Source organism: Allolucifera butyrica, from assembly GCF_900476375.1.
Taxonomy (GTDB): Bacteria; Bacillota; Negativicutes; order Sporomusales; family UPPP01; genus Lucifera; species Lucifera butyrica.
Map to the genome: position 1 here is coordinate 1 of NZ_UPPP01000083.1, position 24204 is coordinate 24204.

Consider the following 24204-nt stretch of genomic DNA (forward strand, 5'->3'; position numbering starts at 1 on the left):
CAGTTCGAAGATCGTTTTGAGCAGCAAATATTTAAACATCCGAATCGGGTCAATCGCATTTCTGCCATTATCCAGACAATAGCGCTCTTTCAATTCCTCATACACAAAGGAGAAATCAACAAGTTCGCTGATTTGTCGCAGCATATTATCCTTGGGAATAATCAAGTTATAGAGCTCTATATAGGGACTTAAAACCATGGCTTGTTGTTGTTGTATCATTTGACTCACCTGCTCCCTTTGATACCTTAATTATACAGGAAAAAAGGTACAGCCTCTTCAGTTTTATTGAGAGACTATACCTTTTTTAGCATCATAGGGACTTTTTCAGTGGCCTCCAATTGACCGGAGTATCTTTCTAAATGTATTAGAATTTATAAGTTTTAAGAGCCTGTAAGTTCTTACGGATCCAAGGACTGAAGGGATTGTGAGTAGGTTTTCCGCGCCCTGAGCCCTGCACCATGAGCCGAAAGACCCCGTTAGCGGTCTTTCTTAACCGTTTAATTGGCTTTCAAATTACTGATATGTTCCACTCCACGACGGATGGCCTGTTCATTAATCGTCTTCAGTTCCGGTTTTTTGGCAAAAATCTTAGCAAATGCCTGCAAAACCGAATCCTGTTCAACGGCGCCGGTAGCGGCAACTAAGGCACCAAGCACCACCATGTTGGTAACTTTATTATTGCCCAGTTCGGCGGCAATATCATTGGCGGGCACCCTAAATGTTTGAATATCCCGGCGTTGAGCATTTCTATCGATTAGCGAACTGTTAATGATAAGAATTCCGCCGGGCCTGAGCGAAGATTCGAATTTATCCAATGACGGCAAATTCATAGCTACCACTGTAGTAGGCTCCGAAACTACCGGGGCGCCAATGGGTTCATCGGAAACAATTACCGAACAATTGGCTGTTCCCCCGCGCATTTCCGGACCATACGACGGAATCCAGGATACGTTCCGGTTTTCCAGCATTCCGGCATAGGTTAAGAGCTGCCCCATCAGCATAACTCCCTGCCCGCCAAAACCGGCCATAATCATTTCGTGGATCATTTTGCCACCCCTTCCGGTGTTTTAAATACACCCAGCGGATAGTAAGGAATCATATTCTTCTCCAGCCAGCGGGTCGCTTCAACGGGATTCATTCCCCAATTGGTGGGACAGGTTGACAAAACTTCCACCATAGCAAAACCAAGTTGGTCCATTTGCACTTCAAAGGCTTTTTTAACAGCCGCTTTCGCTTTTGCCATATTGGCAGGATTATTGACGGCAACCCGGGCAATGTATTTTGCCCCGTCGAGCGTTGCCAGCATTTCGGACATACGGATAGGCATCCCGGCTGTTGACGGGTCGCGCCCATAGGGTGAGGTGTTCGTTACTTGGTTTACCAGGGTTGTAGGCGCCATTTGCCCGCCCGTCATGCCGTAAATGGCATTATTAACAAAAATGGTTGTAATCTTTTCGCCCCGGGCGGCCGCATGCACAATTTCCGCACAACCTATGGCCGCTAAATCCCCGTCCCCCTGATAAGTAAAAACAACGGCATCATTATGAACCCGCTTCACGCCGGTTGCTACGGCCGGCGCCCGGCCATGGGCGGCTTCAAACATGTCGCAGTTAAAATATTCATAAGCTAACACGGAGCAGCCGACGGGAGCCACGCCGATCGCTCTTTCGCCAATATCCAATTCATCAATTACTTCCGCCACCAGCCGGTGAATAATTCCATGATGGCAACCCGGACAATAATGAAATGCCATGTCTTTCAGCGCATTCGGCCTACAAAATAATTTTTCCGCCACTCTACTTGCCCCCCTTGCCATTCACTATTTTTACGATTTCATTATATATTGATTTCGGGCTGGGCATCATACCGCCGGTCCGGCCATAAAAATGAACCGGCTTGGCCCCGTTTACAGCCAGGCGTACATCTTCCACCATTTGACCGGCGCTTAATTCCACCGTTAAAAAGGTTTGGGCTTTTGCCGCCAGCCGGGCCAACGGTGCGGCTGGAAACGGCCATAACGTGACCGGCCGGAACATACCGGCTTTAATTCCTTCCGCCCTTGCCTTCTCCATAGCCGAACGGGCAATCCGGGAAGTAATGCCATAAGCCACCAGGATAATTTCCGCATCCTCCGTATATAATTCTTCATACCGTACTTCCCTGCCGGCAATTTGCGCAAATTTCTTCTGCAAATGAATATTATGCTCTTCTAATTTTTCCGGCTGTAAATGCAAGGAATTGATAATATTCGGCGTTTGACGTCCCCGTAAGCCCGTAGCCGCCCAGGGTTTGGCAATATAGCCCGTCTTTTCGGCGGCAAATTTTACCGGTTCCATCATCTGCCCCAGCGCACCGTCTCCCAGCAGCATGACCGGTGTTCGATAGGTATCGGCCAGATCAAACGATAAAATTGTCAGATCAACCAATTCCTGAACTGAGTTCGGCGCTAAAACCAGCAAGCGATAGTCACCATGTCCGCCGCCCTTTGTGGCCTGAAAGTAATCTCCCTGAGCGGGCTGAATGCTGCCTAACCCGGGACCGCCGCGCATAATATTGACAATCACGCAGGGCAGCTCGGCACCGGCAATGTAGGAAATACCTTCTTGCTTCAAGCTAATCCCCGGACTTGAAGACGACGTCATGACCCGGGCGCCTGCCCCCGCTGCGCCGTAAACCATGTTAATCGCCGCTATCTCGCTTTCGGCCTGTAAAAAGACCCCTTCAAGCTGCGGCATACGCCGGGCCATATACTCCGTCAGCTCTGTCTGCGGCGTAATAGGATAGCCGAAATAATGACGGCAACCGGCAACAATGGCTGCTTCGCCAATGGCTTCATTGCCTTTCATTAATATTTTCTCTGCCACATTGATCTCTCCCCTATGTTTATTTGTGAATCTCAATGACCATGTCGGGACAAGTTTTGGCGCAAAGCATGCAGCCGATACATTTGGACTCATCGGAGCAGCTTGCCGGCCGATAGCCTTTACTATTGAAACGATTCGCAATGATTACTATTTTTTTCGGACATACGGTGGTACATAATTCGCACCCCTTACACCTTTCTTCATTAAAAACCGGTTTTGGCATGAAATTCCCTCCTGCTCGTTTATCGTTGTGGAAAAACCAAACTCTTCAATGGCCGTACCTAGGCTTTATAGCCTTCCTGGTAAATATACCCGCAACACCCGGCGTTAAATCATACTTTTCCCCGAAAGAGATTACAAAACCCCCATTTCACATTCTGAACCTATGGCGACAATATTTTCTCCCAATCTATAGCCACAATAACTTGACATTTCGTTTAAAATTCATTAAGTTTATCCTTCTCTGGAGAAATTATTGTCGAATGACAGATGACTGCGAAAAATGGGACCAAAAAACAATCTCACTTCATATCCTCCACAGAAGGATATTCGAAAAGAACCGAAAAAATCCTGCAATTCCAGTTGAATACAAAATACCCCGTGTTATTAATCACGGGGTATTTTACCGGTTTCATAAATGACAATTGTCATCTTTTCGCCTGATTTACTGACACCAAAGATATAACCATCCCGCTTTAGAGATTTGTTCAAAAAATCAACAACGTCAACCAGGACGTTCTCGGAAGGAAAAGTCCTGCTGGCGATCATATCAAGCTTTCCCTGGTTAGTATCATTGATTGTCGACACGTTGAATCACGCCTCTATTTTATGATTTCCACCAAATCTCCCGTCTTGATCTTAGCCGCGTTGCCTTCGTCTGTGTCCACGTGCATTTCCAGGTAAAAATTTTCATTGACCCGGATGAGCACCTGGTCAAAAATCAGCGCCCGTTCACCGGGAACCGCTACTTTTACAATATCTTTGTCTTTGAGTCCCAACTTCCCGGCATCAGCGGGAGTCATATGGATATGACGGCCGGCGGCAATAACGCCTTCCTCCACGGTTACGGACCCCTTCGGTCCAACCAGGGTAATTCCCGGTGAATTGCTAATATCACCCGAATCTCTTACAGGAGGACTTATTTTTAATTTCAGGGCATCGGTGAGCGCAATTTCGATTTGCGTCTTCTTGCGTTCCGGTCCTAAAATACGCACTCCCTTAAAAGAACCTTTTTCCGTTACAATATCTACCGTTTCTTCCGCAGCGAATTGCCCCGGCTGGGACAGATCCTTTTTTACAGTAAGCTGATACCCCTCACCATACAATATATCAAGGTGCTCACGGGTTACATGGACATGGCGGGCAGAGATTCCTACCGGTATTTTTACATTGGACATAATTAAAAACACTCCTTTGCGTCAACAGGTATTGTAGTTATTCAATAATCTCGGAAAAGTAAATTACAGTTACGATATCACTGGGTATTAAGGACTTATCATAGATGGACTGCAAAAATAACAGTAAATCATCTACGCTGGTTAAATCCGGATTTTCACCCTGCAAATCGTCCATTGTCAATTGAGCAATGGGTTTCACAAGCACCCGGTCGATGACGGCCGTGTATATTTTTTTCTTTTGGGCAAACCGTTTACCGACAGTAACCCAGACAATGTCTCCTTCAGCATATTTGCCGGTCTTATCGCCAAGACGGATCGTACAGGTCTTTCGCCGGCATACTAATTGGCTGTGATAATTGGCTGAATAAAAATTAAGCGCACGCATTCAACTTTCCTCCCTATCTGTTAAGTTTGCCAAACCAGGTTTGAATCCGGTGAACCGCTTCCTTTAGCCTGACTTCCGGTTGAACCAGGGCAATGCGGACAAATCCTTCACCGCACTGGCCGAAAGCTTTACCGGGAATTACCGCCACACCGGTATTTTTCAGCAAATCAATGGTGAAATCAACCGATAACTGTGCGGCGGGAACAGGTGCCCAAATATACATGGAAGCGCGCGGACGGTCAACTGGCCAGCCGGCGTTGTTTAATCCGTCAACGAGAATATCACGGCGCCGCCGGTATGTATCGGCGGTTGCTTTTACACAATCCTGAGGTCCGGTTAAAGCGGCAACCGCCGCTTGCTGAACCGGATAAAAGATTCCATAATCAAAATTGGATTTAAGCCGCCCTAATTCGGCAATTGCCTGCGAATTGCCGACAACAAAGGCAACCCGGCATCCTGCCATATTATATGTTTTAGAAAGCGAATTGAACTCAATGCCGATTTCCCTGGCACCCGGTATGGAGAGAAAACTCTCCGGTTTATAACCGTCGAATACCAATTCGCTATAAGCAAAGTCACTGCATACTAAAAATTGATATTCATGGGCCAAAGCTACCACCCGTTGATAAAATTCCGGGGTAGCGGTGGCGGCCAAAGGATTATTCGGATAATTAATAATCATCAGCTTGGTCCGGCGCAAGACATTTTCCGGTAATGAATCCAAATCCGGCAGATAATGATTGGCCGCAGTCAGAGGCATCCTGTATAATTCCGCGCCGGCAATCGACGGCCCGGCACTGAAAATGGGATAGCCGGGATCGGGAACAAGCACTACATCGCCGGGATTGGCGAAACACAAAGCAATATGGGCCAGGCCATCCTGGGAACCCATTAGCGAGTGAATTTCGGTTTCAGGATCCAGTTTTACGTTGTAATTCTTGCCGTACCACTCTGCCACGGCAGCCAAAAAGCGGGGTGTCCCTTTGGATAGAGTGTAGCCATAACTATGCGGCTCGATAACGGCATTCTTTAATGCCTCGATAATATGCGCCGCGGGAGCCATGTCCGGACTGCCAATGCTTAACGTAATTACATCGTTGCCGGCAGCAACTTCTTTTTTGCGCAGTTCGTCAACCTCCGAAAAAATCGCCGACGTTAATCCCTGCATCCGTCGAGCCGGATTAAACATGAGAATCCCCCACACTTCGCAATTATAATACCAGTCTTTTTATAGTTATTTCCCTATGAAAAGGAACAATTCCTGCCGGCGGGGCGATAATTATCGGCAAAGCCGCATTCCTCTCGCCTGGCATTCGGCATAAATCCGTTCTTCATCCAGCGTGGTAAGGCGACGGTTCTCCATCAGAATCCGCCCGTTTACAATCACCGTATGAACATCACCGGCGGAAGCGGCATAAGTAAGCAGGGAAAGCCGGTCGTGACGCGGATACCAGTGCGGAGCCTGAATATCAAAGATAGTAATGTCCGCTTTGCAGCCCGTATCCAGCTTTCCGGTCCGGTCTCCCAGACCCAGGGCAAAGGCTCCGTTTGCCGTTGCCATTTGTAAGGCAAAAGCCGCCGGCACGGCTAACGGATCCCCTGTATTGGCCTTATGCACCAAAGCGGCCAGACGGGTTTCTTCCAGCATATCCAGATTATTGTTACTGGCAGCGCCGTCGGTTCCCAAACCGACACAAATTCCCGCAGCCAGCATCTGAGGCACCGGCGCAATACCGCTGGCCAGTTTCAGATTGCTGCCGGGATTATGCGCTACCCGGACATTTCTTTCCCGCATAATCTCAATATCCTGCAGCGACACATGCACACAATGGGCGGCTAATACGCCATGGGCCAGTAAGCCGACCTCTTCCATCAGGGCGATGGGTGATGCGCCGTATTCCTTAAGACAATCTTCCACTTCGCCGGCGGTTTCAGACAAATGCGTATGAATTTCCGCACCCAGTTTTTCCGCCAGTTGAACAACTTTTTTCAGATAAGGCGGCGGGCAGGTGTATGGGGCATGCGGCGCCAGCATAACCGTAATGCGGCCGTCGCAACTGTTATGATATTCTTTGAAAAAGGTTTCACTTTCCAGTAACGCCTGCTCCGCATTCGGCGTAACTCCGGCCATCCCCCGCGCCAACACGGCCCGTATGCCGCTTTCCTCAACGGCCCGGGCTATTTCCTGCATGGAGAAATACATATCGGCAAAAGTGGTTGTGCCGGTTTTGATCATTTCGGCAATCGCCAATAAGGTGCCCCAATAAATATCATCTTGTTCCAATTTGGCTTCAGCCGGCCAAATTTTATTTTGCAGCCAATCCATCAGTTGCATATCGTCGGCATAACTGCGAAACAGCGTCATCGCCGCATGGGTATGCGTGTTGATGAACCCGGGAACGGCTAATTTATTGGTACCGTCGATAATCCGGTCGGGCTGCCAGTTAGAATCAAGGGTTCCCGCAGCGACGATCACATCGTTATCAATGCCAATATCCCCCTGATGCACCCGGTTGTCGCTGCCTAACCATTCAATATTTTTCAATACCGTCTTTCCCATCCCAATAACCCTCCGCATGCTAGATACTCTAAGCCGGCTTCGATTCCCTTTTCAGCCGGCAATTTCAATCCGGATAAAATTTCGTTCAGGCTTGAGACAAATACTTTTTCTGTTCCGTCGACAGGCTGTCAATCTGAATTTGCATGCCTTGCAGCTTTAAATTGGCAACCCGCACATTTAATTCATCCGTAATATTGTATACCTTGTTTTCCATTGACGCCCCATGCTCCGCAATATGCAGCACCGCCAACGCCTGCATGGCAAAGGACAGATCCATAATTTCCGTCGGATGACCGTCACCGGCAGCCAAATTAACCAAGCGGCCTTCCGCCAAAAGATACAGTTTACGGCCATCGGCCAAAGTATATTCCTCAATATTTTTCCGCGCTTGTTTGCGGGCCACGGCTAGAAGATCTAAATCTTCCTTGTTGATTTCAACATCAAAGTGGCCGGCATTGGCCAACACGGCACCGGATTTCATAACCTTCATATGTTCCTGACGGATCACATCCCTACAGCCGGTAAGGGTTACAAAAATATCGCCCCGGCGGGCCGCATCCTGCATCGGCATAACTTGAAACCCGTCAAATACTGCTTCGATCGCTTTAATCGGGTCAACTTCCGTTACGATCACGTTGGCGCCAAGTCCTTTGGCCCGCATGGCGACCCCCTTGCCGCACCAGCCGTAGCCGGCAATAACCACAGTCTTGCCGGCCACCGTAAGGTTGGTAGTCCGCATAATGCCGTCCCAGGTTGATTGCCCGGTTCCATACCGGTTATCAAACAGATATTTGCAATAGGCGTCATTGACGGCAATCATAGGAAACTTGAGCCGGGTTTCCGCCGCCAAGGCCCGCAGCCGAATTACACCGGTGGTGGTTTCTTCCGAACCGCCCAGAATGTTCCGGGCCATTTCGCTCCGTTTTCCGTGCAGCAGCGATACCAGGTCGCCGCCGTCATCAACGATAATGTTCGGTTTTGTATCAAGCGCTTTATGAAGGAATTCTTCATATTCCGCCGCGGTTGAATTATACCAGGCAAATACGGTTACCCCCTGTTCGGCCAGGGCGGCCGCCACATCATCCTGGGTGGATAAAGGATTGCTTCCGGTCACAGCGACATTAGCCCCCGCATTTTTCAGCACTATTGCCAAATACGCCGTTTTTGCCTCCAAATGCATGGTAACCACCACGTTTTTACCCGCCAGCGGCCGGGAAACAGACAACTCATTATTCAAAACATTTAATACCGGCATAAACCCTTTAACCCAGTTGATTTTATCCAGCCCTTGCGGGGCTAACGCACGGTCACGAATCATGGATTCCATCTTTATTCAGGACCACCTTTCTTTATTCTGGCGATTGAAATGTCATACGGCGCCCGCAGGATACCGTATTCCGTAATAATGGCAGTAACAAGCTGATTGGGAGTTACGTCAAAGGCCGGATTGAACACGTCAACCCCTGCCGGTGCAATTGGCTGTCCTCCCAACCGAGTGACTTCCGCAGCGCTGCGTTCCTCAATCGGAATTTCGTCCCCCGTCTGCTTGGTAAAATCAAACGTAGACAGCGGCGCCGCCACATAGAAAGGAATACGGTGTTCTTTGGCCAGGACGGCAACGCTGTAAGTACCGATTTTATTGGCCACATCCCCATTTAAAGTAATGCGGTCGGCTCCGACGATAACCGCCTGAACCATGTTGTTTTTCATCACCCAGCCGGCCATGTTGTCCGTTATTAGCGTAACTGGAATGCTTTCCTGCATAAGTTCCCAGGCTGTAAGACGTGCCCCCTGCAGCAACGGGCGCGTCTCGTCGGCAAATACACGGATAATATTCCCATCGGACCAGGCCTGACGGATAACGCCCAGTGCCGTGCCGAAACCGACCGTTGCCAGCGCGCCGGCATTGCAGTGAGTCAGCACGCTGGCGGGTGCCGTAAATAACTGGGCGCCGAGGACTGAGATGCGCCGGTTAACCTGGACATCCTCGGCAGCGATCTGAATTGCTTCCTGTTCCATCGCCTGAATTAAGCCGGGCACTTCTTTTGCTTGATTTTGCTCCCAGACTCGCAGCATCCGGTCAATGGCCCAAAATAAATTTACCGCTGTTGGCCGGGTGGCCTTTAACTTTTCGGCTATAACAAACAGTTTAGACGCAAAATCATCGGGCGTATGGGTGACTTCCATGGCGCCGAGAAGCAAGCCAAACGCGGCGGCCGCTCCAATCGCCGGGGCGCCGCGAACCTCAAGCCGCTGTATAGCCGTAGCCACCCGTTGCCAGTCCGTACATTCAATATACTCCGTTTGTACCGGCAGCAAGGTCTGGTTTAACAACCGTAACCGTCCCTCTTTCCATTCTACCGCAGTGTGCAAAGCAACTCACCACTTTTACTATAATTTAAATCCGCCGTATTCCGCCAGGGCATGCCGGCAACTGCAGTCGCCGGCACCGGCGATAAGACCGATAGCCGCCATAATCAGCTTTTTAATATTTTCCGCGTTGGCCTTCATCGTTTCCAATACCTCCCCATGCGTTAACGGGTTAGGGGCTATACCGGCAGCAAAATTGGTTACCATGGAAACGGTCGTATAGCAAATCTCCGCTTCCCTGGCCAGAACCACTTCCGGCACATTCGTCATTCCCACCAGATCACCGCCTAACTTGGCAAACATCTTAATTTCCGCCGGCGTCTCAAACCGGGGGCCTTCGGCACATACGTAAGTTCCCCTTGCATGCAGGGCAATGCCGGTATTTTCACTGGCCTGGAGTAATTTTTGCCGCAAAGTGGGACAATACGGCTCGGTTACGTCAACATGAACAACGCCGCGCTTACCCCCTTCATAAAAAGTGGTGATTCTGTTTTTCGTAAAATCCAGGAATTGGTCAACCAGTACAAAATCACCGGGTTTCATCGCCGGATTCAAGGAACCGACCGCGGTCGTTGCAATGATATTTTCCACGCCCAGCTTTTTTATTGCCCAAAGATTAGCCCGGTAATTAATCAGATGGGGCGGAATGGAATGCGTGCTCCCGTGACGCGGAATAAAGGCAATTGCCTGTCCGTTAAACTCCCCGATTTTGCACTGCACGACTCCGTAGGGGGTATTTATTGTTTCTTCCCGTAAATTCTTTAATATGCCGGGGTCGTATACACCGGTTCCCCCGATAATTGCTATACGAATCATCTTTTACCACCTCGGTCAACATTTTGTCTTATATAAATAAAATTCTTTTAGACTGCCTGTAAGTTCCATCCCCGAGTAAAGGCCCCTAAATTAACCGGCAGCGCTTTGGCCGGCACCGCTTCTTCGATCGCTTGCTGCCAAACTTCCTGTTTAAAGCCAAGCAGTCTGGCCGCGACCCCGAGAAGAATCACATTGGTTGCGCGAAGTTCGCCGATTTCCCCGGCCAAGCGTACGGCCTGCACCGGAATGACGCGTATATCCTGTCGGGCTAGCTTCTCAAAAATCTGCCCGGGATACTTCGCCTCACCGGTAATAACCGGCATGGGAAGGATTTCCTGCTCATTCACAATCAGCGTCCCGCCGATCTTTAAATAATTGGCCCAGCGCAGGGCTTCCAGTTTTTCAAAAGCCAGAATCATGTCGGCTTGTCCCTTTTCGACCAACGGCGAGTAAACTTTGGCGGCAAACCGGACATACGTTACCACACTGCCGCCCCGCTGCGCCATGCCATGAACCTCCGATTGTTTAACATCCAGGCCGGAAAGCTGCGCCGCCAAACCAAGAATTTTACTGGCTAACAGGGTACCTTGCCCGCCAACGCCCACAATTAACACATTTGCCGCGGCATGATTCATGATTGGGCCTCCTTTCCGATGGCCTGGAATTTGCATATTTGCCCACACACGCCGCAGCCATTGCATAAAGCCGGATTAATAACAACCGCATCCGCTTTATTTTCAATGGCCGGACAACCTAAACGCAAACACATTTTACAATATTTACAGTTTTTATCAATTGAATAAGGGAGCCGTTTTTTATTTTTTTCTATCAGCACACAAGGCTGTCTGGTAATCACAACAGCCGGTTCCCCAGAGTGGACGGCCTCTGTCAGCGCCGCCTCTACTTCCGTCAAATTATAGGCGTTCACGGTCCAAACCTTCTTTACGCCGCAAGCCCGGACAACCGCTTCCAAATCAATCTTATTGGTAGGCTGATTCTTTACTGTAAAGCCGGTTCCCGGATGATGCTGGTGTCCTGTCATGCCGGTAATCGCATTGTCCAGGATTACCAGCGTAAGAATTCCCCGGTTGTAAACCACATCCATTAAACCGGTTACCCCGGAATGCAGGAATGTCGAATCACCGATCGTAGCCACGATTTTCTTATCCGGCAGCATTTTGGACATTCCCATGGCATTACCGATACTGGAACCCATACAAATACTGGTTTCACCCGAATTTAAGGGCGGCAAAGCGCCTAAAGTGTAACAGCCAATATCGGTTGTTACAACAGCCCCCAGTTTATTAATAACATAAAACACGCCCCGGTGGGGACAGCCCGGACAGAGTACCGGCGGTCTTGCCGGCATTTCGGGCAAGGGTTCCGTTAAGACCGCTTCTTCCTGCAGTAAAACCTGTTTAATAACGGCGGTGCTCATTTCTCCGATTCGTGGCAAGAGTTCCTTGCCAACTACCCGCAATCCCATGGCTTTAATCTGTTCTTCCAGATACGGTTCGCCTTCTTCAATCACATAAACCCGCTCAAAACGGGCAATGAAATTCTTAATTAAATTTTCCGGCAAGGGAAAAGTCATGCCCAGTTTTAGGATCGTCGCTTTTTCTCCCAGCGCTTCCTTAGTGTACTGATAAGAGATGCCACTGGTTATAACGGCAAATTCCTTACCACTTCCCTCAATCCGGTTACCGGGAAAGGTTTCGGCAAACCGGGCCAGTTTATGAAGCCGCTGTTCCAGTGAAAGACGCAACCGCCGGGCATTGGCCGGAACAACAACATATTTGGCCATATTTTTTTCATAGGGGCGCATCGGAGCAGCTGCCCGTTCTCCCAGTGTTACTAAGCCTTTTGAATGAGCAATTCTGGTTGTTGTCCGTAAAAAAACAGGTATATCGAATTGTTCGCTGATTTCCAAACCGGCAAGTACGAAGTCTTTCGCTTCCTGACTGTCCGACGGTTCCAACAATACCATCTTCATAAATTTGGCATAATAGCGATTATCCTGTTCATTCTGTGAACTGTGCATGCCCGGATCGTCGGCGGAAACAACAATAAAACCGCCGTTTACCCCGGTATAAGACAAAGAAAAAAGCGGGTCGGCGGCAACATTAACCCCAACATGTTTCATCGCCACCAGACTGCGGGCGCCGGCAAAACAGGCTCCCTGCGCCACTTCAACCGCTACTTTTTCATTCGGTGCCCACTCGCTGTAAATCTCATCGTATTGAGCAATATTCTCCAGTATTTCCGTGCTCGGAGTACCAGGGTATGCAGTAGCAGCCCGGACACCTGCCTCGTAAGCACCCCGGGCAATTGCTTCATTTCCTGACAGTAGCTTCTTAATAACCGTCACCCTTTCGCCGTATAATTCCACTTTTCACAAGTCTGTCACTCAACAGTTCAAGGTGCAAAATGTGGATATATACTGCCTACATTCACCATTTTTTGCAGGAAATCCTGCTCTCTTTCAGGATAAATTTATCCCCACTAAACCGCCTAATGCACCGGCGGCAATACCCGCTGCCAATTTATTGGCCAACACCAGTAAAGAAATGGTTTCATGGGACAGTTTCATGCCAATCGCTACGGAAAGCAAAACATAAACGACGCCGATCGTCATGCCGAGGATCAGTCCCATAGACGCCGCTTTTTGGGTGGCAAAGGCGCTGCCGATAAAGATGCTAAGCATAGTAATGGCAACCATGATATATTGGACATAATGATCCAGTCTCAAATTTTCCGCAATCAAACTGACCAACGACAACAGCAAAGTGCATATCACTGAGACAAAAAGACTCATGAAGGCACCTTTTATAATTACAGTAACCGCACTTTGGGTTTTTCGCGGTGGTGTTAAGGACGAATTCCGGCTCACTCTGGCCACACGGCTCCCCCCTTGCAGTTTTACTGTAAATTTATGCGGGACGTGGCCAAATATGCTAAGAATAAGAGGCAAGAACGGTACATTAGTTAAAGGAGAGATTCCAATTCCTTACTTCCTGTATAATCCCGTAATTAGTAAGATCAAAATGAATCGGAGTAATCGAGATTTTACCGTTTTTTATGGCCGTAACATCCGTAGCCGGGTCGTCTTCCTCATCGGCTACCTGGCCTCCCATCCAGTAGTAAATTCTGCCCCGGGGGTCCTGACGGCGTTCAAACGTATTTTCATACCGCCTTACTCCCAGCTTGGTAATCGCTACCCCCTGGATTTTATCACCCTGTAGGGAAGGTATATTTACATTAAGCAGTGTATTGGGCGGCAATGAATGGTGAGGCATTTCCAAAAGCAACCGGCGGGTAAATTGGGCCGCCGTTTCAAATTCAAACGGGTTCCCGTTATCCAGCGACACGGCAATGGCGGGTAGCCGGTGCATAGCCGCTTCAATCGCTGCACTGACCGTGCCGGAATAGAGTACGTCGGTTCCCAGATTGGGTCCGTGATTAATTCCCGAAACAACAATATCCGGGGCTGCCGGCAATAGTGCTTCCAGAGCAATTTTTACACAGTCCGTAGGGGTCCCCCCAATCCTCCAGGCACAGATAGCCGGATTCTCAATACAATGCCGGTCAACCCGGATTGGATGATGCACCGTAATGGCCTGACTGGTGGCGCTGCGCTCCACATCCGGGGCAACGACGGTAACGGTGGCAATTTCGGCAATCGCTTTCCATAGCGCCTGAATGCCCTGGGCGTTAATTCCATCATCATTAGTCAACAGAACATGCAAAATTATTGGCCTCCTTCCCGGTAGCTGACAGCCGAATAAGGAGATTCCCATACTTTAACATAGGAAACGGTAACAGCAGCCGGCAACGAAGCGCTTTTAACCAATTTTTTATAGATGTGACAGGCAATATTCTCCGCCGTAGGACAGATAGTCTGAAAGGCTGCCAGCTCATTCAGATAATAATGGTCCAACGTTGCAATTACCTTGGCAACTTCCTGCTTCAAAACTCTAAAATCAACTAACATTCCCAAATGGTCTAACCCTTCGCCACTAACAGCTACTTCCACTTTCCAATTATGCCCGTGCAGGCGCTGGCACTTTCCGGGATACTCGGGTATCCGGTGTGCCGCTTCAAAATCAGTAGTAATTGTTAATTCAAACATAAATAATCCTCCATGATTCGCTTATTATAGTTATCATCATAATTAATGTGAAAAAAGATGAGTTTAAAACTCATCTTAGAAATTGGTCAAGATTATTTAGCGGCATGTTTACTTAATAAATTCTCTTTTGAAAAATTCGACGACTGATTGATTAAAACGTCATGATACCGAATGCTGCGTGTGTGAACGGTGTGGCTCCACACCCGGTCATGCCTGTGCAAGTATCCCAAAAAAGTGATTGGTATCCAGCTATAGACGAACAAGGGATATAAGATGAGATAAAACCAGGCTTTCCAGTGAGGGCGGATTCGTGCCAGCACTATGATAGGAAAAACATACTGTCCGATGGCGATAACCGTCCATACTTCAACGGGTAATATCATATATAAAATATTGGTATAAAACGGAACTACATGATATATATAACTAAGCAGGACAAAAATTGTTGACAAAATTAAAAAATGGGGCTGCAACAGATGGATAATACCATCCAAAATCCGGATATCTCTTCTTTTAATTCCCTCAACCAACAACCGCGGAATATACCGTCCGGCGCAGTCAAAGTGACCTTGCGCCCAACGTTTTCGCTGGTTCCATGACTGCATAAAGGTAAGTGGTTTCTCATCGTAGACAATCGCATCATGGGCCCATGTCGTAGGAATGCCTTCCAGCAGAACTTTCATGGTAAATTCCATATCTTCCGTTAAACAGGTGGCTCCCCAGCCAAACTTCCGGAGTACATCGCTGGAGATACACATCCCCGTGCCGCCCAATACGCTTGAGAGTCCCAGATTATATTTTGCTAAATGCCAGATGTGGTCCACCACCCAGAAGGAAATGGCAAATGTCCCGGCAATCCAACTGTCATAAGGATTCTTGGCATCTAAATAACCTTGAATCACCTTTTCTCCTTTGCATAGCCGGTTGTTCATTTCCATTAAAAAATCCGGATGAACGAGATTATCCGCATCAAAAACAACAACACCATCGTATGTACGATCCAAATGAAACAGATTGCCGAACATCCACTCGATTGCGTAGCCCTTGCCGCGTTCCTGCTGATTATACCGTTCATAAACGAGAGCGCCGTCCGAGCGGGCAATATCTGCTGTTTTATCGGTACAATTGTCGGCAACGACAAATATATCATACAATTCGCGCGGATAATGTAAAACATGCAGGTTTTCCAATAGTTGGCCAATTACTTTTTCTTCATTGTGAGCTGCGACTACGATCGCAAATGTCTTTTGGGGGGTTAGAATCTTATGTTCTTTTCGCCGCCACATCCCAAAAAACGCGATAATAAAATAATATAATGTAAAAAAGACAATAATAAACTGCATTGGAATCATTACATAGTCAAAAGTGTAGTTCATGAAGATTATTCTCCTTTTTAAAACCACCGGCATTATGCTTCTACGGTCTTCTTAGCTTAACATAAAAACAATTGTAAATTCTGTCAGACAAACTGTCAAGACGTAGAAAGCGGATTCCGGAAGCAGAATTCCCCATTTCATCGCCGAAATGGAAATAAAACCGTTCAATATTTCGTTTTTGGGGCTGTTTGCGTCACTTACTAGATACTTTGCCCCAACCGGAACAAAAACATGAGTCCGCTGACCCGTTAAACCGATTTATTATCAAATAAACTAAAGGCGGTATTCAGGATCCCCAGTATGGAATAGGAGAAAAAAATGACAAATAATAAAGCTTTGGGCACGGTAAACAATATGTAGGCAGCCAGAAGCAGCGTCAGTATGGCAGGGAACAAACGGACCCGTTCCCCATGGCCTTTGAAATCGGGATACTTAATTGTACTAATCATTAAATACGCAAAAATGGCCACGATGACGGGAAAAGTCCAACCGGACGGCCTGACGCCCAGCGCCACAAAGGTCGCAACCACGCAGCCGCCGGCAGGTATGGGTAAACCCATGAAATAGCCCTTCACGGTTGACGTATTTACGTTAAACCGAGCCAGACGCAATGCACCGCATGTTGCAAAAGCGGCCGCAACGGCGGTGCCGGCCACACCGAAGTCTTTCAGGGAAAAAGCGTAAGCAAGCATGGCCGGAGCCACGCCGAACGAAACTAAATCACAAAGGGAATCCAGTTCCTTGCCAAAATCACTGCTTACTTTAAAGTACCTTGCTACTCTGCCGTCCATTCCGTCGGCAACCATGGCAATTACAATGAACAGCGCCGCCTGGAAAAACTGACCGGCGAACGTAGAAATAATCGCTATCATACCAAATACTAAATTTGAAGCCGTTAATAGATTGGGAATCAGGCTTTTCAATCGCGCCACCTCCCGATAATCGTTTCCCCGCCTTTTACTTTGTCACCCTTTTTCACCAGTATTTCAACACTTTGCGGAACAATCACTTCCGTACAAGAGCCAAACTTAATCATGCCGTATCGTTCTCCCAACTTAAGATCATTACCCAGAGTAACCCAGGATACAATGCGCCGGGCCAAAATGCCGGCCACTTGGGTTACCAGAACCCGCATCCGTTTGTTTTCCAAGCCAATGGCATGTCTTTCATTTTCGCAGCCGGCCGATTCTTTATACGCCGGTCGGAAGCGGCCGCAAGTATATTGTTGAAACAGGATCTCGCCGACAATCGGGCTGCGGTTAACATGCACATCAAACACGGATAAAAAGATGATAACCTTCTTGCCGTAATCATTTAAAAACTGGTCGTCATATACATCACAAACACCCATTACTTTTCCATCGGCCGGTGATACTACCAAAGTATCATCCTCCGGCACAGCCCGGTTGGGATTCCGAAAAAAGAAAGTGACAAACGCCGTCAAAACTCCCGGAATAATACTCCAATATGGATTAACAGCCAAAAATGTAATGACTGTAATTAGGGCAAGCATAGCTATATATATAAACCCTTCTTTTACAATCGGTGTTTGAACCATTTATCCACCTCCTTATGGGCAATCCCGCTTTCATAAGAAGACCGCGCGGTCTTTCGGCTTGTGGCACAAGGCGCGAGAAAACCGTCTGAAACATTTATGCAGTCTTTAAAATTTATGGTTTCTATACTTTTAGGAAAACGCCGCCGCGTTTTTCCGGCGTGCGCTCCAACGCTAAAACCGTCGAAAAAGTTACATTTTCCGGTGCCACAAAAACAGAAGCAAGCGTAAAAACTTGCCTCTCCTGTATTTCTCAACCTATTATAATATACCATATTGGCTTTGTCTAATACTTTTTGCCCGTCACAACGCGCCATACAAAGCGCGGTAAAGCTAACATCCGTATAGCCCGTTGCGGCTGGGACAGCAACCGGTATAACCATTCCATATTGGCTTGCTGCATCCATAAAGGGGCCCGTTTGACCGCACCCGCCATTACGTCGAATGTTCCACCAACCCCGATAACAACCGGCACTCCCAGCCGTGCTAAATTCTTTGCCAGCCATTTTTCCTGTTTGGGGACTCCCAAACCGACTAACAAAATCTCTGGCTGCGAGGCCTTAATATGATTGATAATCAGTTCGTCCTCCTCCGGTGTAAAAAAGCCATTTCGCCGTCCGACAATTTGTAATCCCGGATATTGTTTTTCGGCCATAGCCTTCGCCCTATCGACAATTCCGGGTGCACCGCCAAACAGGTATACCTTGTATCCTTTACCGGCCGCGGCCGACAACAGCCGCTGGGATAAATCAAATCCGGCCACCCGTTCCGGCATGTCAACCCCTAAATAACGGGCCGCCCAAACTACCCCTGCACCATCCGGTATCACCAGGGAAGCCTGGGTCAGAACCGACGCCAGCTCGCGGTCTTTCTGGGCCATCATAATCATTTCCGCATTTGCCGTGGCAATTAAGTGCGGCCTGCCATCCCTGATAAACTGCTCCAGAATCGACAAAGCTTCCTCCATTGTAACCGCATCAACCTGAACATTTAAAACGTCTACTTGCTTCTCCACGGATTCTGTTCTCCCTCTCCTAGTCTATGACATATTTTAACACAATCCGAAGACCCCGGCAATCACCACCAGGGAGAGAGCTTCCAACGGGGAGTATCCTTGTTTTGGTCCGGTCCAAAGGCAGGCGGCCCGGCTTCTTTACGGTGATCCGGCTCTGTCGGCTCCGTGCCTTTGATGAAGGAACAATATTCTATTTCCCGAGTGCGGGGAGTAGCCAGTTTGCCTGTATTGGCCGCAATCGGAACCCCGGTAATCACGTTAGGAGGAACCGGAAAATCAACCGGTTTACTGTCTTTCAGTGCCTGCTTCATCATCGTGCCCCACATTCCGGCAACTTCCGCCCCCGATATACCCACCGGCGTATGATCGTCATTTCCCACATAAATGCCTGTCAGCAAATCCGGTGTAAATCCCACAAACCAAGCGGTTTGAAAATTATCGGTCGTTCCGGTTTTGCCGGCGGACGGACGGCCAATATTGCCCGCTTTGCCGGTGCCGTTCTCCAGTACCCCTTTCATCATATCCATTAAAATATAAGCCATCTCCGGTTTTAAGACAGCTTGTTGATGCAAATTGGTTTCTTCCAGAACCTGACCATTTTGATCCAGTACTTTTAAGATGGCAATCGGGCGGGATAAAATACCGCCATTGGCAATTGCACTATAAGCCGTAGTCAGTTCCATCAGATTGACCCCTTGCGTCAGTCCGCCTAACGCAGCAGCCAGATTATTGTCACCGGGGACCAGAGTCGTAATTCCCATGGATTTGGCCAGGTCAAGAACGTGTTCGACCCCCAGCTGCTGCGCCAGTTTTACGGCTACAATATTAATTGACAGCCGTAACGCTTTTTTTAAAATCATCGGACCATGAAATTTTTCATCGTAGTTATGCGGTGCGTAACCATCAATATTAATCGGCTCATCAACAATAACCGTATTGGCCGCCAATCCCCGGTTTAAAGCCGTGGCGTAAACAAAGGGCTTAAAAGCAGAACCGGGTTGGCGGACTTCGGTTATGACCCGGTTAATTTGACTCTCGGCGTAATTTCGTCCGCCTACCATGGCTTCAATATAACCTGTGCGCGGATCCAGCGCCAGAACAGCTCCTTGATATTTTCCCAACGCCCTTTCCGCGGCTTTCTGCACATTGCTGTCCAGGGTTGTGTAAACCTTTAACCCGCCTTTATAAACCCGGTTAGCCCCATATCGTCCAACCAGTTCATTGGCAATATAATCCAAAAAATACGAAGCTTGTACGGTACGCTTTTTCCGGCCGGCCAGCTTCAATGGTTCGGCGGCCGCCCGCTGCGCTTCCTCTTCGGTAATATCTCCTGCCTTGACCATTCCTTCCAAAACAACCTGGCGGCGCTGCAAAGCGGCTTTCTTATCAACATAGGGAGAAAAAATATTAGGTCCTCGCGGCAGTCCGGCTAACATAGCACTTTCACCTAAAGATAATTCAACGGCATGCTTACCGAAGTAAACTTGCGAGGCGGCCTCTACTCCATAGGCTCCTTCCCCGAAATAAATCTGATTCAGATAGGCCTGTAAAATCTCTTGTTTGGAAAACTTACGTTCAATAATAATTGCCAGCAGTGCTTCCTTCAATTTACGGCTTAGTGTTTGTTCCTGGGTCAAAAACATATTTTTGGCCAATTGCTGCGTAATTGTACTTCCTCCTTCCACGATGCGGCCGTGCAGCAAATCAATCCACAAGGCGCGAAGAATCCCAATCGGGTCGACGCCCATGTGACTGTAAAAACGGGTATCTTCATTATCAATAATTGCTTCCTGGATATATGGCGAAATATTATTAATGGAAACGACGATACGATTTTCTTCAAATAATTTTGATATAAGCTGCCCATGTATATCAAAAACCTGGGTCGCAGTCATTAATTTAAGATTTTCCAAATTATTGACTTCGGGAAGTCCCCAAAAGGCACAGCCACTTACAACCAGGCTACTGACAACAAACGCCATTATAATGATTGACCGGATAGAATGCCGCATTGCCTTGTTCCCTCCTTCTTGCCTGTAGTATATCCATTCCTTGACAAGTTTAACGCGCAGAGGAATATCCTTGCGGGCCGGCGAATAAAGTAGCTAAAATTATAAGCAGGAGCATCTTCATGACCAAGTCCGCCTTCGTCTTTCGTGTGCTTTGTAGCTTAAACATTTTCTTTATTATAATTGCAGTCTTTCCTTTCTATATTCCGCCGGTTAATGTTTCCGCAGCCACCGGGCCGGCGCCGGTTATTACGGATTCCAGCCCGCCCCCTTCCTTTTCGCCGGACCGGCCGGAGCAAAATTCCGCGGTATATCTGCTGCCGGCAATGGCAACCGACGGCGCGGATACGGATAAACCGGTTTATGACCCATACACTGTAACGGAACGAAAAGAAAAAAAGTTACCCGCCGCGCTACCCGATGTAAAACCGTATTATGGCGTCAAAACAGTTTATTTAACGTTTGACGACGGCCCGGATCGGTACAATACCCCGCTTGTCCTGGATATTCTTAAAAAGAACGGAATTAAAGCTACCTTTTTTGTTGTCGGAACGCAGGTGGAAAAATCCGCGCCGTTATTAAAACGTATTTATAACGAGGGCCATGCCATCGGCAATCATTCTTATAATCACATATACCGGCAACTCTACCGGTCGCCGGCGGCTTATATGGAACAACTCCGGCATAATGACCAAATTATAAAGCGTATTCTTGGTGTACGTCCCCGCATCGCCCGGGCTCCGGGCGGTACAGTAGGCAGTTTTACCAAACAATATTGGACTTTATTAAAAGAAGAGGGATATACCGATATAAGCTGGAATGTCAGTTCCGGTGATGCCTCCCGCGCCAAGGCGGCGGATCTGGTGCAAAATGTAATCTATCAAATGCAGAACAAATATTTATGGAGCCATGCCATCGTTTTAATGCATGATGGCCCCGGGCACGGCGAAACTGTGAAAGCCCTGCCTTCGATCATCAAGTATTTTAAAGACAATGGTTTTGAATTTAAAGTCGTAAACCTAAAAACACCGCCAGCCTGGTAGCTGACGGTGTTTTTATATATTTTACAAACTGTAGTTGGGAGATTCTTTGGTAATGCTGATATCATGGGGATGACTTTCCTTGAGTCCCGCTCCGGTAATACGAATGAACCGCGATTTTTTTATTAAATCCTCGATAGTAGCTACGCCGCAATAGCCCATGCCGGCGCGGAGACCGCCAACGAGTTGAAATACCGTATCGGCCAGCGTTCCCTTATAAGGAACCCGGCCTTCAATCCCTTCCGGAACCAGTTTATCCATATTCTCCTGGAAATACCTGTCCTTACTGCCCTGGGCCATGGCCCCCAGTGAGCCCATTCCCCGGTAAACCTTGTAGCTCCGTCCCTGATAAATAACGGTTTCGCCAGGGCTTTCTTCGGTACCGGCAAATAAATTTCCCACCATTACAACATTAGCGCCGGCAGCAATGGCCTTGGTTATATCACCGGAATATTTTATGCCTCCGTCGGCGATAACGGGAATTTTAAACGCCCGGGCCGCAGTGGCACAATTATAAACAGCCGTAATCTGCGGTACACCGATACCGGCAATCACTCTGGTGGTACAAATCGAACCGGGACCAATGCCGACTTTCACCGCATCGGCTCCCGCCTTAATTAAATCAACCGTCGCTTCCGCTGTGGCAACATTGCCGGCAATAAGGTCAACAGCAGGAAAGGAGGCCTTAATTTTTCTTACGGCTTCCATAACGCCGCGGGAATGGCCATGAGCCGTATCAATAACAATCACATCGACTTTCGCTGCGACAATTGCTTCCACCCGCTCCATCATATCGGCACTGACGCCAACTGCCGCCGCCACCAGCAAGCGGCCTTTTGAATCTTTGGCTGAGTTGGGATACTTTTGGGCTTTTTCAATATCTTTGATTGTAATTAAACCTTTTAGCTTACCGTCGGCATCGACCAATGGTAATTTTTCAATCCGGTGTTTTCTTAATATTTCTTTCGCTTCTTCCAGCGAAGTCCCAACAGGAGACGTGATCAGATGCTCGCGGGTCATACAATCACCGATTTTTCTGCCTAGTGCAGTTTCAAAGCGTAAATCCCGGTTGGTTAATATCCCCACCAGCCGGTCGTTGTCCGTTATCGGCACCCCGGAAATATGATATTTTTCCATAAGATCATGAGCATCCTGCAACGTATTCGCGGGAGATAAAAATATAGGATCAACAATAATGCCGTGCTCGGAACGTTTTACTTTATCAATTTCATTGGCCTGTCTCTCAATAGGCATATTTTTATGAATTACACCCAGCCCGCCTTCCCGGGCCATAGCAATCGCCATTCTCGCTTCGGTCACGGTATCCATGCCGGAGCTGATAACCGGTATATTTAATTTGATACGCTGCGTCAAATCGGTACTGACATTCACTTCCCGCGGTAAAACTTCTGATTTTGCCGGTACCAGTAAAACGTCATCGAAAGTTAATCCTTCCGGGCCAAACTTATTCTCAAACATCAATTTTACTCCTTTCAACAGGCTACTATGTATTTCAAATATAATAACACAAATAAACTAGCCCAATCTACTACTTTTTATGTAATAACCAAATATTCTGCCGAGGTATTGGGTAAATTATCAATTCAATTTCCTACCCCCACGCTGGGTTGAGCATCATGTACTAACTCAGGGTGAACGGGGCAAAACCAAGCTCGGACCAAAGCCGGTTATTGGCTATGCTCTCAAAACCCCGGATGCGTAATTTTATAATACTTTTTAGCTCGTAAACAGAACGGAAAAACCGCCTTTCTAACGGGTAAGCCGTATTGTTGGCAGCCTGCCGGTAAAAAGCGGCGGAATTTTCAATAAAGCCGGTCAACGTCCATAGTATCGTCATATGTGCTACGTTAGGATCAATCCTTGCGGCATAAGCCTGATACATTTGCTGCCAGGCCGCATCTGTCCCTAAACAACTTATAACTTCTATATCCGGTAAACAGTTACTCTGACTATTAAAGCTTTGCAGAAAAGATACCATACGCTCCTGAACGGCATGCAATTGATTAAAAAGCGGTACCAGTTCAATAGGAGCGGTAGACTGCAACCGGTCCATATCTTGCCGGATTGCTATTTCCAGGGTCATTGCAAAATCAATTATGGCCATGTTTCATCCCCCCCTTATTGCAACAGCCCATTTCGTCGTTAGCGAAATGGGCTGTTATCATTTTGTACTACTTGTCGGACATTAACACGCCTGCTTTAGCAATATTTTGTTTGGTAGTTTCCCGGATCACAATGGTAACTGCTTCTGCCGGGCACTGGGCAGTTTCAACAATGGCTTCCGTTACTTTCTTGGCCAATGCTCTTTTTTGCTCGGCCGAACGCCCTTCCACCATGTCAATTTGTACGATTGGCATTTTCTCTTTCCTCCCCCCGTTATATAAATTAATAGATTTGGTTCTTCACCACTTTTTACTTTCCCTGCAACTCTCTTTGAAAAATTTCACAACTGCCGTCTAGCCAGTTGACACAGTCACTGCAACGGCGGACAAAATCATCCGGCGATACATTAAGCCAAGAATAGCCGTAACCCATGGCGTTAATAATATGTTCAAACTCCCGGCACTCCGCTGCAATCGTAATCAGTTGTTCCTCCTCATAACCAACCGGCATACACCGTTCACCACCTTTTAAATTTTTGAGATTAGTGTATGTTTTCGATTATGA

28 protein-coding genes are annotated in these 24204 nt (G+C 47.8%); 1 reads left to right on the forward strand and 27 read right to left on the reverse strand.

Features of this window, described 5'->3' with window-relative positions:
* The 23 genes from LUCIF_RS15620 to LUCIF_RS15730 all read right to left on the reverse strand — a co-directional run.
* The coding region (locus LUCIF_RS15620) for a transposase (protein WP_503100506.1) at positions 1–219 on the reverse strand (219 nt) is incomplete at its 3' end.
* A 278-nt stretch (positions 220–497) separates the two neighbouring features.
* On the reverse strand, positions 498–1046 hold the full coding sequence (locus LUCIF_RS15625) for a 2-oxoacid:ferredoxin oxidoreductase subunit gamma family protein (protein WP_122628822.1): 549 nt from the start codon (positions 1044–1046) through the stop codon (positions 498–500).
* On the reverse strand, positions 1043–1795 hold the full coding sequence (locus LUCIF_RS15630; RefSeq protein WP_122628823.1) for a thiamine pyrophosphate-dependent enzyme: 753 nt from the start codon (positions 1793–1795) through the stop codon (positions 1043–1045). Before LUCIF_RS15630 ends, LUCIF_RS15625 begins: the two co-directional genes overlap by 4 nt.
* Before the next feature lies 1 nt (position 1796).
* Positions 1797–2864: a 3-methyl-2-oxobutanoate dehydrogenase subunit VorB gene (locus tag LUCIF_RS15635; RefSeq protein ID WP_122628824.1), complete on the reverse strand. Its 1068-nt coding sequence runs from the start codon at positions 2862–2864 to the stop codon at positions 1797–1799.
* A 19-nt stretch (positions 2865–2883) separates the two neighbouring features.
* Positions 2884–3087 (reverse strand): 4Fe-4S dicluster domain-containing protein, encoded by a 204-nt coding sequence (locus LUCIF_RS15640; protein ID WP_122628825.1) that lies wholly within the window; start codon positions 3085–3087, stop codon positions 2884–2886.
* Positions 3088–3470: 383 nt separating this feature from the next.
* Positions 3471–3671 (reverse strand): DUF4264 family protein, encoded by a 201-nt coding sequence (locus LUCIF_RS15645; protein WP_207857838.1) that lies wholly within the window; start codon positions 3669–3671, stop codon positions 3471–3473.
* A gap of 14 nt (positions 3672–3685) precedes the next feature.
* Positions 3686–4261 (reverse strand): phosphate propanoyltransferase, encoded by a 576-nt coding sequence (gene pduL, locus LUCIF_RS15650; RefSeq protein ID WP_122628827.1) that lies wholly within the window; start codon positions 4259–4261, stop codon positions 3686–3688.
* A 37-nt stretch (positions 4262–4298) separates the two neighbouring features.
* On the reverse strand, positions 4299–4646 hold the full coding sequence (locus tag LUCIF_RS15655) for an ASCH domain-containing protein (RefSeq protein WP_122628828.1): 348 nt from the start codon (positions 4644–4646) through the stop codon (positions 4299–4301).
* Positions 4647–4659: 13 nt separating this feature from the next.
* Positions 4660–5835 (reverse strand): aminotransferase class I/II-fold pyridoxal phosphate-dependent enzyme, encoded by a 1176-nt coding sequence (locus LUCIF_RS15660; protein ID WP_122628829.1) that lies wholly within the window; start codon positions 5833–5835, stop codon positions 4660–4662.
* A gap of 90 nt (positions 5836–5925) precedes the next feature.
* Positions 5926–7206, reverse strand: coding sequence for an amidohydrolase (locus tag LUCIF_RS15665; protein ID WP_122628830.1), 1281 nt, complete (start codon positions 7204–7206; stop codon positions 5926–5928).
* 85 nt (positions 7207–7291) lie between these two features.
* Positions 7292–8533, reverse strand: coding sequence for an adenosylhomocysteinase (locus LUCIF_RS15670; protein ID WP_122628831.1), 1242 nt, complete (start codon positions 8531–8533; stop codon positions 7292–7294).
* Positions 8534–8535: 2 nt separating this feature from the next.
* Positions 8536–9579: an S-methyl-5-thioribose-1-phosphate isomerase gene (gene mtnA / locus LUCIF_RS15675; protein WP_122628832.1), complete on the reverse strand. Its 1044-nt coding sequence runs from the start codon at positions 9577–9579 to the stop codon at positions 8536–8538.
* An 18-nt stretch (positions 9580–9597) separates the two neighbouring features.
* Positions 9598–10392, reverse strand: a complete 795-nt coding sequence (gene mtnP, locus LUCIF_RS15680) for an S-methyl-5'-thioadenosine phosphorylase (protein ID WP_122628833.1) — start codon at positions 10390–10392, stop codon at positions 9598–9600.
* Between the two features lie 47 nt (positions 10393–10439).
* A complete protein-coding gene (locus LUCIF_RS15685; protein ID WP_122628834.1) occupies positions 10440–11027 on the reverse strand; it encodes an indolepyruvate oxidoreductase subunit beta in 588 nt (195 codons plus the stop codon).
* Positions 11024–12781, reverse strand: a complete 1758-nt coding sequence (gene iorA / locus LUCIF_RS15690) for an indolepyruvate ferredoxin oxidoreductase subunit alpha (RefSeq protein ID WP_243638739.1) — start codon at positions 12779–12781, stop codon at positions 11024–11026. Before iorA ends, LUCIF_RS15685 begins: the two co-directional genes overlap by 4 nt.
* A 93-nt stretch (positions 12782–12874) precedes the next feature.
* The gene (locus tag LUCIF_RS15695; RefSeq protein WP_122628835.1) at positions 12875–13291 is read right to left on the reverse strand and encodes a TIGR04086 family membrane protein; all 417 of its coding nucleotides are present in this window, start codon (positions 13289–13291) and stop codon (positions 12875–12877) included.
* 82 nt (positions 13292–13373) lie between these two features.
* The gene (gene surE, locus LUCIF_RS15700) at positions 13374–14138 is read right to left on the reverse strand and encodes a 5'/3'-nucleotidase SurE (protein WP_122628836.1); all 765 of its coding nucleotides are present in this window, start codon (positions 14136–14138) and stop codon (positions 13374–13376) included.
* A gap of 2 nt (positions 14139–14140) precedes the next feature.
* Entirely contained in the window at positions 14141–14521 is a 381-nt protein-coding gene (queD, locus tag LUCIF_RS15705) for a 6-carboxytetrahydropterin synthase QueD (protein WP_122628837.1), read from the reverse strand.
* Between the two features lie 92 nt (positions 14522–14613).
* Positions 14614–15897: a glycosyltransferase family 2 protein gene (locus tag LUCIF_RS15710; RefSeq protein WP_122628838.1), complete on the reverse strand. Its 1284-nt coding sequence runs from the start codon at positions 15895–15897 to the stop codon at positions 14614–14616.
* A gap of 248 nt (positions 15898–16145) precedes the next feature.
* Positions 16146–16820: a CDP-diacylglycerol--serine O-phosphatidyltransferase gene (pssA, locus tag LUCIF_RS15715; RefSeq protein WP_122628839.1), complete on the reverse strand. Its 675-nt coding sequence runs from the start codon at positions 16818–16820 to the stop codon at positions 16146–16148.
* On the reverse strand, positions 16817–17455 hold the full coding sequence (locus LUCIF_RS15720; protein ID WP_122628840.1) for a phosphatidylserine decarboxylase family protein: 639 nt from the start codon (positions 17453–17455) through the stop codon (positions 16817–16819). The genes pssA and LUCIF_RS15720 overlap by 4 nt, the downstream gene beginning before the upstream one ends.
* Positions 17456–17738: 283 nt before the next feature.
* A complete protein-coding gene (locus LUCIF_RS15725; RefSeq protein ID WP_122628841.1) occupies positions 17739–18467 on the reverse strand; it encodes a WecB/TagA/CpsF family glycosyltransferase in 729 nt (242 codons plus the stop codon).
* A 62-nt stretch (positions 18468–18529) separates the two neighbouring features.
* Complete coding sequence (locus LUCIF_RS15730) at positions 18530–20479, reverse strand: transglycosylase domain-containing protein (protein WP_122628842.1); 1950 nt, start codon at positions 20477–20479, stop codon at positions 18530–18532.
* A 119-nt stretch (positions 20480–20598) separates the two neighbouring features.
* Here LUCIF_RS15730 and LUCIF_RS15735 point away from each other — a divergent pair, with 119 nt between their 5' ends.
* Entirely contained in the window at positions 20599–21519 is a 921-nt protein-coding gene (locus LUCIF_RS15735) for a polysaccharide deacetylase family protein (RefSeq protein WP_122628843.1), read from the forward strand.
* Between the two features lie 21 nt (positions 21520–21540).
* On the opposite strand, the gene guaB is transcribed toward LUCIF_RS15735, so the two are convergent.
* The 4 genes from guaB to LUCIF_RS15755 form a co-directional block, all read right to left on the reverse strand.
* On the reverse strand, positions 21541–22995 hold the full coding sequence (guaB, locus tag LUCIF_RS15740; RefSeq protein ID WP_122628844.1) for an IMP dehydrogenase: 1455 nt from the start codon (positions 22993–22995) through the stop codon (positions 21541–21543).
* Positions 22996–23158: 163 nt separating this feature from the next.
* Entirely contained in the window at positions 23159–23641 is a 483-nt protein-coding gene (locus LUCIF_RS15745; protein ID WP_122628845.1) for a hypothetical protein, read from the reverse strand.
* A gap of 67 nt (positions 23642–23708) precedes the next feature.
* Positions 23709–23927: a 2-hydroxymuconate tautomerase gene (gene thmT / locus LUCIF_RS15750; protein ID WP_279386967.1), complete on the reverse strand. Its 219-nt coding sequence runs from the start codon at positions 23925–23927 to the stop codon at positions 23709–23711.
* Between the two features lie 22 nt (positions 23928–23949).
* A complete protein-coding gene (locus tag LUCIF_RS15755; RefSeq protein ID WP_122628847.1) occupies positions 23950–24150 on the reverse strand; it encodes a hypothetical protein in 201 nt (66 codons plus the stop codon).
* Positions 24151–24204 lie beyond the last annotated feature (54 nt).